We start from the raw sequence: 15407 nt of genomic DNA, 5'->3' as shown, positions 1-15407 counted from the left end.
TCGTTTGCCGTAGTTGGTGGCGGCTCGTGAGCCGACGACCGCGACGGCGTTGCCGGCGTGGTGGCGTGAGTCGTGTGATCCGAGGACCCCACACGCCCGATGGGTTCAGCCCCGCGGCGGTGCAGCGCGCCGGCGCCGCGGAGTGCGTCGAGTTGGATGGGCCACTCGGCGTCGCCGGGGACGATGAAGCGGATGCCGCGAGCGGCCGCCTGCTCGAGCACCTGGGCAGCTCATGAACATGAGCCTCGAGACTCCAGAAATCTCGGCGCAACGGTCACAGTCGACTCCCGGGCTGCCGGTGCGAAGTCAATTGCGCCGCTCCGACGATCAAGAGCACCCAGCCATCCCCTCAGCCTTGGGACGTGGCTAGGTGCATTCTGCTTCGCGAGCTGATGGAGTCGGGACCGACCCCGGTCGCTACTGTCCGATCGAGAGTCACTCAGGACCATCGGCAGCCGTCGGCGGAAATCGTGTTTCCGCAGGTCAGACGCACATTGCCGTCGACATCCATTAATAATCATCCCCGCGGGACCGCTTCCCAACATTCAGGCCAGCGGCGCGGGCAACCTCGGAGTAACCTTGACTCACCGCTGGGGCGGTACCGACAGTTGGAATGGTCGGATCAGTCCGACACTGGCGAGCAGTTGGAGACTCCGTTCCGCAGGGATTCCGCAGGAGTATCGCTTTCAGCCGCATAACGCCATCAGCGCCCACCAACCAAAGCCACGCTGACCTGCGGTTCCACCAACGCTCGCAAGCGACCACCAATCACTCGAGCGTTCGAGCTCTACTACGACATCTGAGCCGACCGCTCTGCTGTCCGACGCCGAAGGCCCCGGGATCTCCCGGGGCCTTCGGCCGTTCCGTACGCACCGGGGACATGCCTGCGGCCGACCCGGACGAGCCGGGTGTCCGAGCATCCGGCCAAGGGGTTGATCGCGCCAGCACATCGGCGCATCCTCGGAGTAGGAGGTTGCGATGAACCCATCACGCATTCCCGACGGCATCCCGGTTCTGTCACGTGGCCGGCATCGAACGCCACGACGCGGCGCGTGCTTCATGGAGCTCGCCTCGGTCCTCGCCGGTGAGCGGTGGAGCGATCATCCCTCCTGCACCCATCCCCTGCTCGCGCATCTGGCACGGCTGGTGAACGATCGCACCAGTGACGACGGACGCCAGCAGCTGCTGCCACTCGTCCCCTCGGTCGTGGGCCGGCGCGGGAACGACCGCACCTGGCTCACGGTCGCGGTGGCGGTAGCGGCGGAAACCATCCTCGACGTCCCCGAAGCGACGCAGCGACCGCTGGCAGCCGGCCTGCTTCAAGCCGAGCGCCTGTGCGCGGATGCCGAGCCCGATCTGGCGGCCACCCGGCGGGAGGCCCGGTTCGCACTCGAGATGGTTCCCGGGGCGGTCGCCTGGGTCGACGGACTTGGGATCCGGAGCCCGATCGACGCCCGCACCTTCGCCAGACGGAGCGCGCCGACGATGGTCCGGTGCACCGTCGACGGGGTCGTGGCGAGCGCTAGCCCCGACGGTGACCAACGGCTGGGGGCTCTGCTCGAGGCCGGTATCGCGGCGTGCCCCGCGCCGGACACGGTGATCGCCGCACCTGCTTTCGCAGGCGGCCCAGCTGGTCCCCGGCCCACGCCAACCCGCTGACCGGCTCTCGGCCTCACCAGACCTGTCATCCGCCGAAGCCTCCGTCGGCGGCGACGTCCGATCCGTTGAGCACGGCGCCGGCACGGGAGCAGGCGTGCACGACGGTGGCGGCGACCTCGTCCGGGGTGAGCGGGCGGCGCAGGAGCTGGTGGCCGGCGAGGTCGCCGGGGGTGACCGAGTAGAGGTCGGCGGTCGCGGCCAGCATCGCGGTGTCGGTGGAGCCGGGTGAGACGGCACAGGCGGTGACGCCGGTCCCCGCGAGGTCGGCGGCCAGGCCCTTCACCAGCCCGACCACGGCATGCTTCGCGGCGTTGTAGGCGGCGAGGTGGAACAGCCCGCGCGAGCCCGCGGCAGAGGCGAGCGCGACGAACCGGCACCCGGCGGGGTCGGGTCCGGCGAGCATGACCGGGACGGCGGCGGCCGCCGTGTTCCAGACCCCTGCGACGTCGATCTGCCACTGCAGGTCGAGCGAGTCGTCCTCCCACAGCGGGCGGCCGCCGGCGATCACCGCGGCCGCCGCGACGGCGATGTCGAGCCGTCCCCACCGCTGGGTCGCGACCTCGACCGCGGCGGCCACGGCCTCAGGGACCCGTACGTCACCGACGACCGGCTCCACCCACCCGGCCGGGAGCGAGGCGACGAGCGTGTCGAGGTCTGCCCTGGTGGCCTGCGGGTAGCCGGCCGGGGAGTCCTCGCCGGCGCACCAGTCGAGCGCGACGACGCGTACGCCCTCGGCCACCAGGCCCCGCACGGTGGCGGCCCCGATCCCACGTGCCGCTCCGGTCACCAGCGCCACCCGGCCCGCCTCGTCTGCGCCCATCGCGTCGGGCGTCATCGGGTGACCGCGCCGATCTGGAGGCGGTCGTAGGCGGCGGAGACCGTTTCGGCGAGGATCGGCTGGCCGAGCTCGGCGCTCGCTCCGGTCGGGTCGGCGTAGGGCACCTGTCCAGGCTAGCCGGGAGCGCGCGGCGGGAAGTACGCATCGGCTATCTGGAACATGGGCGAGCCAGTGCAACACATGTTCTCGTTGGCGCGTCATGAAGACACACATCGCCCTAGCTCGGAGGGTCACATGAAACAGGTCGTCTTCCTTCTCATCGGCGCGCTCGCACCCGTGTTCGGGCAGGTGCCCAGCGCCCAGGCGCTGCCGCCCGACCTCGTCTGCGACGGCAGCTACCACCACCGGACGCTCCGCCACGTCGTCATCCCGGACGACGCCCGCTGCGTGATCACCGATTCCAGGATCACCGGCAACGTCCGCACCACCGGTGCACCGAGGGTGGTCAGCATCACCGACACGGCCGTCAGCCGGAACATCCACGTCCGCAACGTCGTCGAACGCGTCACCATCGGGGCCGCAGGGTGCCGCGTGGACCCGGTCGCCGGACGGAATCTCATGGTCCGCAACTCCCGCAACGTGGCGATCTGCGAGATGTCGATCGCCAACAATCTGGTGGTACGCGACAATCGCGGGACATTGATGGTCCGGGACAACAAGGCGTGCAACAACCTCCGCGTCGTCGGCAATCACGTGCGTTCCCTGCGTGTGCTCAGGAACTCCTACGCCGGCAACTTCTCGGTGGCTCGCAACAGCTGGGTGAACCGCGGGATCGTGAGGGACAACGTGGACCTGCACCAGAACCCCGCCGCGTGCCGTCGGAAGTGATTCGGCGCGGTTGCGAGTGCAGGTGCCGACCTTCCTCGGTCGCTGCACCACCTCGACGCCCGTCCTTGCGTCAGGAGAGGTACTTCTCCACGGTCTCCGGAGGACGCACGTGCGCCTCGGACTCGGGCTCGCCGAACTCTCGTTTGGCGCGCCTCTGGCGGAGCAGATCCCAGCACTGGTCGAGCTGCGTCTCGAGCTCGCCGAGCCGCTGAGTGTCGCCGCCCGACCCGGACCGGAGCTGGTGCTCCTCATCCACGAGCGCGCTGATCCTGGTGATGATGTCTTCGTCGGCCATGGGTCCACCATGGCACCTCCAACAAGGTTCGTCACCAGCGTTGGGGTCAACAGGGTGCTTCCCTAACCGGCCCGCACCCGCCCGGTGTCATAGGCCCACATCGCGATCTCGACGCGGTTGCGGGTGCCGAGTTTGGTCATCAACGAGGCGACATGGGTCTTGACCGTGCTCAGGCTGACGAAGAGCTCGGTGGAGATCTCGGCGTTGGTCCGGCCCCGCGCCACCAGGGCGAGCACCTCCTCCTCGCGCTCGGTGAGCGGATCGACGGGCTGGACCGGCACCGCCGGAGCCTGGTCGGCGAAGGTCGCCAGCAGCCGGCGGGTGACGTTGGGGGCGATCAGCGCGTCCCCGTCGGCCGCCGCGTGGATGGCCTGCACGAGGAGCTCCGGCCCGGCATCCTTGAGCAGGAATCCGCGGGCGCCGGCGCGCAGGGCGCCGAGGACGTACTCGTCGAGGTCGAAGGTGGTGATCACGACGACCGCCATCGGGTCGGTCACGTCCGGCCCGGCCAGGCGCCGGGTGACCTCGACGCCGTCGAGCCCGGGCATCCGGATGTCGACGAGGAGGACATCGGGTCGCAGCCGGGCCGCCAGGTCGAGTGCGGCGAGCCCGTCTGCCGCCTCCCCCACGACCTCGAGGTCGGGCTGCGCGCCGAGGATCATCGCCAGCCCGGTACGTACCAGGTCCTGGTCGTCGGCCACCACCACACGGATGCTCATGCCGGCGCCTCCGCCGGCAGAACGGCCTCGACCAGCCAGCCGCCCTCGGGCGCCGGACCTGCCCGGAGCGATCCACCGAGGAGCTGGGCCCGCTCGGTCATGCCCAGCAGGCCGAACCCAGGCTCTGGGGCCGGCCCCGGCTCGGTGTGTCCGTCGTCGCTGACGCGCAGCCTGACGACCTCACCCTCCCGGCGTACGTCGATCACGACCCGGGTCGCGCCCCGGGCGTGCCGCACGGCGTTGGTGAGCGCCTCCTGCGCGAGCCGGTAGAGCGCGGCGTCGACGGGTCCGGCCAGCCGGGTCAACGGACCGTTCAGCGACACCTCGACGGCGGGCGTCGCGTCGGCGCGCGACAGGGCGGGCAGGTCCGCGACTCCCGGCTGCGGCGAGTAGGCGACGGCCTCCTCCTCCCGCAGCACCCGCACCATCGATCTCATCTCCGCCAGGGTTCGCGACGCCTCCGACTCGATCGCGGCCAGGACCTCGACGGCCTTCTCGGGCTGGATGCCCGCGACCACGCCACCGGCCTGCGCCTGCACCGCGATGGCCGAGACGTGGTGGGCCACGGTGTCGTGCAGCTCGCGCGCGAGCGCCACCCGCTCCTGGTTGCGGATCTCGCGCTGCTGGCGCTGCCAGAGGTCGGCTCGGTAGCGGAACACGGCCGCGAGGGCGACGATCAGCAGCAGAAGGACGCTGCCGCCGAAGAGATCAGCCCAGCCCGCGGAGGAGGCGTACATCCCCAGCACGACGACCACCACCACGAACGCCGTCCCCAGCACGATCTCCCGTCCCGAGCCCCACCGCACCAGGGAGTAGAGCAGGATCAGGTCGGCCATCATCGAGTAGAGGCCGAGATCCCCGGCGTGCACAGCCAACTGGAGGGCCGAGAGCAGCCCGGCGACGCCCCAACCGACGAGGGCCGCCAGCAGGGGGCGGTCCCGCCGGCAGAGCAGGGCAGGCACCAGTGCCAGGGCGAGCACCGTCACCAGGGGCCGCCAGGCCAGGCCCGGCCGAACGATGCCCTCGACCAGGGTGGCGGCGGCAAAGACGCCCGCCAGCAGCCAGTCCAGACGACCCACAGCCGGGGCGTCTGCAGGCCGCGGCTCGTGCCAGATGGCGCGGCGGACAGTGTTCACGGCCCCAGCCTAGGGATCGGTACGCCGCGGCGTACCGGCCGAAAGTACGAGACGGAGATCGTTCCATCGGCCGGGCGGACTCCGGCCTCCGGTCCGATGTGCCCGCTGCCGGGCTCGGCGAGCGTTGACCCACCGATCCTCACCACGACAACGGAGCCCATGATGACAACACGTCAGACCGCCACTCTGGACGACCAGCCGACCTCCGTGCGAGCCAAGCTCGCCGCAGCATGGACGAGCTTCATGTTCCTCTACGCCTACGTGGACATCCTCAACTTCTTCACGCCCGGCGTCGTCGACGACATCCTCGCCGGCAAGGTCTTCGAGTTCGACCTCTCCCAGACCTTCTCGACCGCGGCGCTGGCCCTCGTGTCCGTCCCGACCCTCATGGTCGTGCTGTCGATGACACTGCCCGCCCGGGCGAACCGCATCACCAACCTCGTCGTGGCCGCGCTCTACGTCCCGGTCACGGCCTTCAACCTGGCGGGCGCGTCCTGGCTGTATTTCTACGGTCTCGGCGTCGTGCTCGAACTGGGCCTTCTCGCGCTCATCGTCCGGTACGCCTGGACCTGGCCCCGCACCGCCACCGCCGCGACCGCCCCGGCCGGAGACAGCGCTATGGCCCGACGCGGACGCCCGTGATGGCGAACCGCTCGACGCCGGCGACATGACCACCGGTCGACACCGCGATGGTCAGTACGCTGCCCGCGGGTGCGGCGAACGGCATCGTGGTCGACCACGGACGGTCCTGCCCACCGGCGGGGACACCTGGGGAATGGCCGACCTCGCCGGTGCCCAGGCGCAGGACCCGGACCACGAGGCTCTCGTCCACCCCGGTGATCCGGCCGCCGACGGCCATCGGGGACGTGACCGTCGCGCCGTAGCGCGGGGTGGTCAGCGACAGGGTGCTGTCCTTCGTTCCGACGACCTCCCACGGGGCGTACGAACCGGTTCCGATCTTCGCCAGGTGCAGGATCGCCGACGTGCTGGCCTTGCCGTCGGGCAGCCGGAACCCGACGTCGACCCATGCCTGGTCGTCGGAGATCGTCACCCGCAACACCCGGTCGACCTCCTGGTACCCGAGGTAGCTCTGGGTGAACCGCAGCGCGACCAGCCCCGCATCGAGGTGCCACGGCTGGTGCCCGCCCTCGCGATATGCCTGTTGCCACACCGCCGCTTCCTCGACGCCGGCGAACGGCCACAGCGGCTGAAAGCCGAACCGCGAGGGCGACGTGGGCGTCGGTCTCGTAGGTGTCGGGCTCGGGGTGGCGGACTCCGTAGGAGTCGTGCTCGTGGAAGGCGACGGCGTCGCGGTGCTGCTCGCCGACGGACTCGGGTCCGCACGACGGTCACCGTCCTCCGAGCGCACCGCAAGGGCGATGAACACGACGACCGCAACCGCGAGCACCGCCGCGACGGCGGTCATCGCCCACGCCCACCGGCGGCTGGTGCTCGTGGACTCATGCGGCTTGCCGTCAGGAATTGGCTCGGTCACAGGACTCACCCGCGGCCAACGTAGTCCGAGCGTCCGCCCCGGCCTCAGTGCCGTTGGTCCTCCGCGCCGCGGACCAACGGCCTGGCGCTCGCGGCGAGAGCCTCCTCCTCGGCGTGGATCTCGGCCTCGAGCATCCCTACTTCTTCGGGCGGCGGCGACCGGCGAGGGCGTACTCCTCGTCCCTGAGCCGCACGGCCGCGCGCTCCACGGGCACGTCATGGCCCTTCTCGCACGTCACCACAGCAGACAGCGATGTGCCGCAGTCGCGGTGGATCAGCTCGACGCCTGTCCGATGGTCGTCCCGCAATCCTTCGCCCCACTCGATCAGGGCGACGACGATCGGAAAGAGTCCACGCCCGCGTTCCGTCAGGACGTATTCGTCGCGCGTGCGCTTGCCCGCCTCTCGGTACGGCCTGCGGTCGACGATCCCGTCGGCGTACAGCTGCTTGAGCCGCCCGGCGACGACCGCCTCGCTCAGCCCGGTTCGGCGGGCGAGCTCGTCGAACCTGCTCCCGCCGTAGAACAGCTCTCGGACCACCACCATCGCCGAACGGGTACCGATGACGTCGAGCGAGCGCTCGATCCGGCACCAACCCTTCGCGGGCCAGTCGTCACGGTCCGAGAAGGCTCCCAGGCGCTCGAGGACGTCGGTCGAGCCAGCTGCGCTGTCGTCGTGATCCATGGCGCCATCGTACCTCTGGCTTTGCTTGTCACAAGTCAGGGTGTACGTTCTGACTATGGTTTCCCTGAGCCAGGGTCGCGCCTCTGAAAGGAACTCCCCGTCATGACCAGCGCATACATCGTCGACGCCGTCCGCACTCCCATCGCCAAGGGAAAGCCAGGCGGCGCCTACTCCGAGATCCACTCCGTCGACCTGCACGCCCACACGTTGGCGGCCCTCGTCTCCCGCACCGGCATCGACCCGTCCGTGGTGGACGACGTGATCTCCGGTGCGGTCGGCCAGGTCGGCGAACAGTCCGGCAACACGGCCCGCTGGGCGCTGCTCGGGGCGGGGTTCCCCGAGTCGGTCCCCGGCGTGACCGTCGACCGGCAGTGCGGCTCCTCCCAGCAGGCCCTGCACTTCGCCGCACAGGGCGTGATCGCCGGAGCGTACGACGTCGCCATCGCCTCGGGCGTGGAGTCGATGTCCCGGATTCCGATCGGCTCGCAGACCCTCGGCAAGGACTTCGTGGGCTCCAAGGTCGGGGCCAGATACGACCACGGCCTGGTGCCCCAGGGCATCAGCGCCGAGCTGATCGCCAACAAGTGGAACCTCTCCCGCACCCGACTCGACGAGTTCGCCGCCGAGTCCCATCACCGCGCCGCACGCGCGTGGAAGGACGGGCTCTTCGATTCTCAGGTGGCACCGGTCAACGACCTACGCACCGACGAGACCATCCGCCCCGAAACCTCGATCGACACGCTCGCCGGCCTCCGGCTGGCCTTCAAGAACGACTACTGGGTCGAGCGTTACCCCGATCTCGACTGGCGTGTCACAGCGGGCAACAGCTCGCCGGTCAATGACGGGTCCGCAGCCATCCTGGTGGCGAGCGAAGAGGCCACCGCGCGTCTCGGCCTGACCCCCAGGGCACGCGTGCACTCCTTCGCCATCGCCGGCGACGACCCGATCTACATGCTCACCGGCATCATCCCGGCCACCCAGAAGGTGCTCCAGAAGGCCGGACTGTCCATCGACGACATCGATGCCTTCGAGGTCAACGAGGCGTTCGCCTCCGTCGTGCTCGCCTGGCAGAAGGAGACCGGCGCCGATCTCGCCCGGGTCAACATCAACGGCGGCGCCATCGCGATCGGCCACCCTCTCGGCGGTTCCGGCGCCCGGCTCATGACCACCCTGCTGAGCAATCTCGAACAGACCGGCGGCCGGTTCGGCCTCCAGGTCATGTGCGAGGCCGGCGGACTGGCCAACGCGACCATCATCGAGAGGATCTGACATGCCGCAGATGCACGGCACACGCAGAGCACGGAGCCGCGCATGAGCCGGGAACGCACGTACTCCTGGGAAGACCCGAAGGTCTTCGTCGATGCCGCCGCCGGCCTGAGCGGACTGGAGTTCCTCGGCAAGATCGGGAGCGGAGAGCTGCCACTCGTTCCCGCCGGAGCGACGACGAACATCCTTCCGGTCGCCGTGGGTGACGGCTGGGCGGAGTTCGAGATGCAGCCCGAGGAGTGGCACTACAACCCGATCGGGTCGGTGCACGGCGGAATGCTCGCGGGTCTTGCCGACTCAGCTCTTGGCTGTGCCGTTCACACGAAGCTCCCCGCAGGGACCGGATACACGTCGCTCGATCTGAACATCAAGTTCACCAGGGCCGCCAACCTCGACAGCGGGCTGCTCCGCTGCCGAGCCGAGGTCGTCACCATCGGGCGCCGCACCGCCACTGCCGAGGCGCGAGTCATCGACAGCAACGGGCGGGTCGTGGCGCATGCGATCGCCACCTGCCTGCTCTTCACATGACCACACTCACCGAACAACGTGGAGCACCAATGCCTGGAAACCTGACCTACGAGGTCTTCATCGCCGACCCCATCCCCCAGAACGTCACCGACCTCGTGCCGAACGGCGACAAGCGCGAGTTCTCGCCGCTGTCGATCACGCTGATCTCCGGCGACCGGGACGCCGTCCTCGTCGATCCGCCGATGACGATCGCCCAGACCGCCGCCGTCGGCGACTGGGTCGAGTCGACCGGGAAGAACCTGACGTACATCTTCGCCACCCACGGCCACGGCGACCACTGGTTCGGCTCCGCCGAGCTCGCCGAGCGATTCGGCGCCGAGGTGGTCGCCACCGCCGGGACGATCGAGCAGATGCACGGCAACCTCGCCATTCGCGAGTTCTTCTGGGATGCACTCTTTCCCGGCCAGATCCCCGCGACCGACGTCGTGGCGACGAAGGTCGTCGACAACACGATCGACCTCGAGGGGCACCCGCTCACGGTGATCGAGGTCGGGCACACCGACACGGACGAGACCAGCGTGCTCCATGTCCCAGACCTCGACCTGGTCGTCGCCGGCGACGTCATCTACAACGGGGTGCACCAGTTCCTGCGAGAGGCGCAGGGTGACGGCATCAACGCCTGGCTCCGCGCGATCGACACCGTCGAGTCGCTCCACCCACGGCTCATCGTGGCCGGCCACAAGAACAAGGCCCTCGATGACGACGCGGAGCGGACGATTCGCGAGACGCGGGACTACCTCACCTCCGCGGCAACGCTCCTGACCGAACAGACCACCGCCCTCGACTTCTTCAACGCGATGCTGGAGCGCTATCCCGCTCGCCTGAACCCGGGCGCGCTGTGGGGCGGGGCGACGGCTCTCTACACCTGAGATGCAGCCACCCGAGGGCCACGCTCCGCGCCAAGGCCCGAACCTGCCGCGATCTCACGGCGAAGGCTGGGCACAGACATCCCTCCTTCGCCGCGATCGGCGATGGCGCTGCCGGCACTGCTGATCCACTGCCCGCCACTGCGGCTCACGAGCTGCGAGCCAGCCCGAGGAAGTCGTCCGCGCGATGGACGAACAGGTACGCCTGCTGGGTGATCGCTGTCGCGCGGGCACGTCCCGCGGCCTCGTGGACGGCTTCGAGCGGGTCCCCGAGTGCTCGTCTCAGCTTCGCGTGCATCAGTTGGACGAAGGCGGCCGCATAGCGTTGCCCGTGTGCCTCGATGGACGCGTCGGCGCGCCTGAGAGCGTCTGCGGCCTCCTGGACCCGCCCGTTCGCGAGATACATCTCGCCGAGCAGCGCCAGCCAGGTCGTCAGACCGGAGCGTGGCGGGTCGGTCAGGTTCGACTCGATCAGTGCCTCTGCCTCGGCCAGAGACCGATCGGCGTCCCGGCCGGTGACCGCATGTGCCCAGCATCGGCCCAGCCGTTGATAGGCGCCCAGGAAACGGAACGCGAACTCAGGATCCGCTGCGATGCCTCGCTCTGCGGCACGGAGCGCCCAGTGCGGGTCGGCCATCAGCGCCGCGGCTGTGACCGCGAACGCGGACCACACCGTGACGTCATAGGAGTGGTTTCCGGCGTCGCTCTCGATCCGCCCGAAGATGCGACGGGCTTCGTCGTCCTTGCCGTGCAGGGCGGCGTTGAGCGCGAGCATCGCCGGTGAGAGCAGCTGAAGGTCGTGCCGCAGCTGGTCCTGCTCGAGGGACTTCGCCCGTTCGGCGACGACGGCGTTCGACTCGCTGAGGTGCCGATACGCCTCACCGACATTTCCGACGTCCCACTGATGGATCCCCCAGGCGTGTCGCCCGTACGCCCGCACAACCGGATCCTCGGATCGTTCGCTGTCCGCGAGGAGCCGGTGGGCCAGCTGACCGCTGCGGTCGAGCTGGATCGCCTGGGAGTGAGCGGCCCAGTGGGAGAAGAGGAAGTCGGCCGCCTCTCGCTCCCGCCCGAGGCCGCGGGCGGCCCGCTCCGCGCGTTCGAGCAGGTCGAAGGTGGCGTCGGCGCTTCCCATGTAGCCCGTCTGCATCCCGATCACCGCTACGAGCTGTGACAGCGCGGACAGTTCGAGCTCGAGCAGACCGGCCGAGTGCGCGATGCTGGCAGCGGCCTCGAGGTGCGGGACCGCCGCGTCGAAGGCCGACTGGGCAACGGCTCGTCGACCGCCGCGGACGAGGGCGGTCGTGGTTCGTGTGGGGTCTGCGAACGGCCCGGCCAGCCACAGGTGGTGAGCAAGTCGCTCGGTGACCGCGTCGTCGTCCCCGTGGATCCCCTCCAACGCATCGGCGATCTGCAGGTGCAACCGACCGGTCGAGAGCAGTCGCGAGGTCGTCTGATGCACCGACTCACGAACCAGGTCGTGCACGAACCGCACGGAGAGCGGTCTGTCCTCGGCCGGCTCCAGCAGGCCCTGCGAGTCGGCGGTGGCGAGCAGTGCCGAACAGGCCGACATCCCGACGCCGGCTGCACGAGCGAGCAGACGGACATCCACCTCCCGCCCGATGAGCGCTGCGATCTCGACGAGCCGCCTCGTCTCCTGGTCGAGACCGGCGAGACGGTCTCGCACGATGTCACGCACCGTGGACGGAACGCCCGTGCGTACCAGGGCGTCCTCACCGGCCGCGACGTCGAGATCGCTGTCGGCCAGGAGGCGGGCGAGCTCACGTACGAAGAACGGGTTGCCCTCGGTGCGCGCCTGGATGCAACGAGCGACGTACGGGCTCGGTGTCCGTCCGGTCTCGCGCCGGACGAGCTCGCCGACCTCGGTCGGTTGGAGCGGGCCGATGCGGATGCGTTGGTGATGGGGCAGACGTCCGACCGCTGCGAGCATTCCCCCGAGCCCATCGCCAGGGGCGGGAGCGCGATCGCGCAGGAGACCAGCCAGGACGACGCCGTCCGGCTGTTGGGTTGCCACATGTCTGAACAGCTGCAACGACGCGACGTCCGCCCATTGCAGGTCGTCGATCACCAGCACGACCGGACGCTCGGCAGCGGCTCTCCGGATGAGGTCGACGGTCTGCTCGAAGAGACGGAACTGAGCGCCGCTGTCCGGTAGCACCGCACCACCGAGGAGGTTCTCCGGGCGCGGGTCGAGGAGGCGTCGGATCTCGCCGCTGGCCAACCCTGCGCGGGTGGGCTCCGGCTGGCTCGCCACGAGGTCGGAGATGAGACGGCTCCATGGCCACAGGGCCGGCGTTCCCTCGTGGTTCAGGGACCGTCCCCACACGACGAGTGCACCAAGCCGCTCGGCATCCTGGGTGAACTCGGAGAAGAGAGACGTCTTTCCTGCCCCGGGTTCGCCTTCGGCCATGATCAGGGCGGCGTTGCCCGCCGCCGCCGACTCGAGCGAACGCGCCAGCAGGGCGCGTTCCTCGCCGCGTCCGACGAGTGGCGCGCTCTCTCCCTGGTCGCTCTGCTGGTCGCTCCGGACGCGGGCCTGCTTCACGACGCGCGTCCGGGCGGCCTGCAGCGCCTCGCCGGGGGTCACCCCGAGGTCGCCGGCCAGCCGAGCCCGAACGGCCTCGAAGACGGAGAGTGCTTCGGCCTGCTTGCCCGCGGCGGCAAGGGCGGTCATCAGGCTGGCTTGAACGGGCTCGTTGAGCGGTGCCATCCAGGCGGCCAGGCGCAGCGGCTGAAGGATCTGTGTGGAGAGCCGCTGCGTGTGGGCCAGCTCCCCCACCGCGACGCAGGCGTCGAAGAACTCCTCGTTGATGCCGGCGAACAACGGTGAGGTGGTCGCGCTCGGACCGAGGCCGTCGCCGGCCGGACCGTGCCAAAGACCGAGTGCCTGGGCGTACTGGTCGACCGCCTCGTCACGTCGGCCTGAGGAGAGGTGGGTTCTGGCGCTGTCGACATGCGACCTGAAGTCGATCAGGTCCACCGCGGCGGTCCCTCCGACGAAGGCGTAGCCGCCGCCTCTGCGGACGATGAAGCGCCCGGACTCGCGCGCCGGAAGGTCGGGCTCGAGCATGCGGCGGATGGTCCCAACGTACTTCTGGACAGTGTTGACCGCCGACATCGGGACGTTCTCCTCCCAGAGGAGATCTACGAGCTCCGACATGCTCGTCGGCCGGCCCGCCCGCGCGAGGAGCAGAGCCAGCAGGTACCCCTGCTGCCGCGGGCCGGTCTCCAGTTCGACGTCGTCGCGATAGGCACGCAACGGGCCGAGAATCTGCAGGCGCAGGGAACTCCGCGGATCCGATCTCTCGGCGATCGAGGAGTGTTCCATCGTGAGTCCTATGGGCGCAGGCGGTTGGCCCACACCCCGACACGTACCGGGCCTCGGCACCAGCCTAGGCGCCCATCGAATCCGCCGCAGCCCTCTGGGGCGAGCCGGGCTCCACAAAATCTCCACGGCCCGTCCAGTACGCCTTCGTAGATTCCGATCGACCGAGCGTGTGCCCGTGGTCGAAGGCCGGGCATGCGGACCTCCGCGTGGAAGAGGACAGACGATGCACGAACAGGCCTACAACGCGCAATGCAGAGCCGCGGAGAACCGACATCCGGCACAGGCGTCGAGACAGCGTGACGCGCTCATCCTGTTCGCCTTGGCGCTGGGCACCTTCGCCATCGGGTCGGGCGAGTTCGGGAGCAACGGCATCGTCCAGCTCTTCGCGGCCGATCTCGGTGCCTCGGTGCCGACCGCGACGAACGCGATCACCGCCTACGCCCTCGGCGTCGTCATCGGATCACCGGTGCTCACCATCGCGGCCGCCCGACTCAACCGGCGGACGCTCCTTCTCGGGCTGGTCGTGCTCTTCATCGTCGGCAACCTGCTGTCCGCCGCGGCGTCCGGCCTCGGTGTCCTCATCGTGGCCCGCTTCATCACCGGCACGGTCCAGGGAGCGTACTTCGGCGCCGGGGCGGTGGTCGCCGCGTACGCCTACGGCCCGGGCAAGGGCGGCAAGGCGTTTGCCACGGTGATGGCCGGTCTGACGATCGCGACGATCTTCGGCTCGCCGCTCGGCACCTTCATCGGGCAACAGGTCGGATGGCAGGCGCTGTACGTCGTCGTGTCGGTGGTCGGTCTGCTGGCCGGGATCGCCATCTGGGTCTTCGTCCCACGGACCAGCGCGCTCGCCGGCGGATCCGTCATGCAGGAGCTCGGTGCCTTGAGACGGCCCATGGTCTGGGCCACGACGGCCATCGCCGCCCTGGGCATCTCGAGCATCTTCGCCGTCTACACCTTCATCGGCCCGTACATCACCGACGCCGTCGCGGTCGACGAAGCCTGGATCCCGGTCGCGCTGGCGGTCTTCGGGGTAGGGATGGCGCTGGGCAACTGGATCGGTGGTCGCCTGGCAGACCAGTACGAGTATCGAGGCCTGGTCCTGGGCTATGCGGTCGCGCTGGCCTTCCTGGCCGTCATCGCGGTCGGCGGAGAGAACCTCGCCGTCCTGCTGCCCTGCCTGCTCGGAGTCGGTGCCTCCACCATGATGGCGATCCCGACGATCCAGGTCCTCCTGACACGGTACGCACCCGAGGCCCCGACCTTGATGGGGGCCGTGAACCTCGCCTCCCTGAACCTCGCCAACGCGCTCGGCGCGATCGGCGGCGCCCTCGTCCTGAACGCCGGCTGGGGCGCTCTCTCGACCGCCTGGGCCGGCTTGGTGCTCACCGCTGCCGGTCTCCTGCTCTTCGCGGTCACCGTTCCTCGTGTGGCCCCACCGCAGCCACTGGCCGCCGTCTCCGCGACGGCCTGAGGGGGCCACGAGCATGTTGTCCTACCGCTCAGAGAACTCGTTCCTGTCGATCTGCTCCCAGGGGTCCATCCTGTCCATCGGCAGCATCGGATCGATCGCCTCGGTGGGATGCATCGGCGGCGTACTCTCCGTCGGCTCGATCGGATCCTGGATGTCGGCGCTGTCGATGCTGAGCTCGGAGAGCAACTGCTCCATCCTGAGCTCGCGGAGCAACTGCTCGATCCTCAGCTCGCTCAGCAACTGCTCGATACTCAGTCGTCGAGCCACCCGGG

General features: G+C 69.5%; 15 protein-coding genes. 7 read left to right on the top strand and 8 right to left on the bottom strand.

From position 1 onward, the window contains the following. The first annotated feature begins 978 nt into the window (after positions 1-978). Positions 979-1659: a hypothetical protein gene (locus HD557_RS08990; RefSeq protein WP_196873638.1), complete on the top strand. Its 681-nt coding sequence runs from the start codon at positions 979-981 to the stop codon at positions 1657-1659. A 25-nt stretch (positions 1660-1684) separates the two neighbouring features. On the opposite strand, the gene HD557_RS08985 is transcribed toward HD557_RS08990, so the two are convergent. After that, complete coding sequence (locus tag HD557_RS08985; RefSeq protein WP_196873637.1) at positions 1685-2494, bottom strand: mycofactocin-coupled SDR family oxidoreductase; 810 nt, start codon at positions 2492-2494, stop codon at positions 1685-1687. 237 nt (positions 2495-2731) lie between these two features. Between HD557_RS08985 and HD557_RS08980 the strand changes: the two genes are divergently transcribed. Then, entirely contained in the window at positions 2732-3325 is a 594-nt protein-coding gene (locus tag HD557_RS08980; RefSeq protein WP_196873636.1) for a hypothetical protein, read from the top strand. Between the two features lie 70 nt (positions 3326-3395). On the opposite strand, the gene HD557_RS08975 is transcribed toward HD557_RS08980, so the two are convergent. The 3 genes from HD557_RS08975 to HD557_RS08965 all read right to left on the bottom strand — a co-directional run bounded on the left by HD557_RS08975 (position 3396) and on the right by HD557_RS08965 (position 5475). Beyond that, positions 3396-3620, bottom strand: coding sequence for a DUF2630 family protein (locus HD557_RS08975; protein ID WP_196873635.1), 225 nt, complete (start codon positions 3618-3620; stop codon positions 3396-3398). A 62-nt stretch (positions 3621-3682) separates the two neighbouring features. Further along, positions 3683-4339 (bottom strand): response regulator, encoded by a 657-nt coding sequence (locus HD557_RS08970; protein WP_196873634.1) that lies wholly within the window; start codon positions 4337-4339, stop codon positions 3683-3685. Continuing rightward, positions 4336-5475 carry a sensor histidine kinase gene (locus tag HD557_RS08965; protein ID WP_196873633.1) on the bottom strand — a complete coding sequence of 380 codons (1140 nt, stop codon included), beginning with the start codon at positions 5473-5475 and terminating at the stop codon, positions 4336-4338. Before HD557_RS08965 ends, HD557_RS08970 begins: the two co-directional genes overlap by 4 nt. Before the next feature lie 162 nt (positions 5476-5637). Here HD557_RS08965 and HD557_RS08960 point away from each other — a divergent pair, with 162 nt between their 5' ends. Continuing rightward, positions 5638-6117: a DUF6326 family protein gene (locus HD557_RS08960; protein ID WP_231380236.1), complete on the top strand. Its 480-nt coding sequence runs from the start codon at positions 5638-5640 to the stop codon at positions 6115-6117. Here HD557_RS08960 and HD557_RS08955 read toward each other — a convergent pair. Both HD557_RS08955 and HD557_RS08950 read right to left on the bottom strand, forming a co-directional pair. Then, a complete protein-coding gene (locus HD557_RS08955) occupies positions 6092-6979 on the bottom strand; it encodes a hypothetical protein (protein ID WP_196873631.1) in 888 nt (295 codons plus the stop codon). The genes HD557_RS08960 and HD557_RS08955 overlap by 26 nt on opposite strands. Positions 6980-7106: 127 nt before the next feature. Then, the gene (locus HD557_RS08950; protein WP_008357575.1) at positions 7107-7652 is read right to left on the bottom strand and encodes a winged helix-turn-helix transcriptional regulator; all 546 of its coding nucleotides are present in this window, start codon (positions 7650-7652) and stop codon (positions 7107-7109) included. Between the two features lie 102 nt (positions 7653-7754). Here HD557_RS08950 and HD557_RS08945 point away from each other — a divergent pair, with 102 nt between their 5' ends. The 3 genes from HD557_RS08945 to HD557_RS08935 are packed head-to-tail and all read left to right on the top strand — an operon-like array spanning position 7755 to position 10315. Beyond that, positions 7755-8921 carry an acetyl-CoA C-acyltransferase gene (locus HD557_RS08945; RefSeq protein ID WP_196873630.1) on the top strand — a complete coding sequence of 389 codons (1167 nt, stop codon included), beginning with the start codon at positions 7755-7757 and terminating at the stop codon, positions 8919-8921. A gap of 42 nt (positions 8922-8963) precedes the next feature. After that, positions 8964-9446 carry a PaaI family thioesterase gene (locus HD557_RS08940; RefSeq protein ID WP_008357578.1) on the top strand — a complete coding sequence of 161 codons (483 nt, stop codon included), beginning with the start codon at positions 8964-8966 and terminating at the stop codon, positions 9444-9446. Between the two features lie 29 nt (positions 9447-9475). Next, positions 9476-10315, top strand: a complete 840-nt coding sequence (locus tag HD557_RS08935) for an MBL fold metallo-hydrolase (protein ID WP_008357580.1) — start codon at positions 9476-9478, stop codon at positions 10313-10315. Between the two features lie 145 nt (positions 10316-10460). On the opposite strand, the gene HD557_RS08930 is transcribed toward HD557_RS08935, so the two are convergent. Then, positions 10461-13592 carry a BTAD domain-containing putative transcriptional regulator gene (locus HD557_RS08930; RefSeq protein WP_196873629.1) on the bottom strand — a complete coding sequence of 1044 codons (3132 nt, stop codon included), beginning with the start codon at positions 13590-13592 and terminating at the stop codon, positions 10461-10463. 292 nt (positions 13593-13884) lie between these two features. On the opposite strand from HD557_RS08930, the gene HD557_RS08925 reads away from it, so the two are divergent. Beyond that, positions 13885-15135: an MFS transporter gene (locus tag HD557_RS08925; protein ID WP_008357583.1), complete on the top strand. Its 1251-nt coding sequence runs from the start codon at positions 13885-13887 to the stop codon at positions 15133-15135. Positions 15136-15156: 21 nt separating this feature from the next. Here the strand turns inward: HD557_RS08925 and HD557_RS08920 are convergent, their stop codons facing one another. Beyond that, positions 15157-15402 (bottom strand): hypothetical protein, encoded by a 246-nt coding sequence (locus HD557_RS08920; RefSeq protein WP_040755013.1) that lies wholly within the window; start codon positions 15400-15402, stop codon positions 15157-15159. Between the last annotated feature and the right edge of the window lie 5 nt (positions 15403-15407).

It is taken from the genome of Nocardioides luteus (assembly GCF_015752315.1).
Lineage (GTDB): Bacteria > Actinomycetota > Actinomycetes > Propionibacteriales > Nocardioidaceae > Nocardioides.
This window is presented reverse-complemented; position numbering and strand designations above follow the sequence as displayed.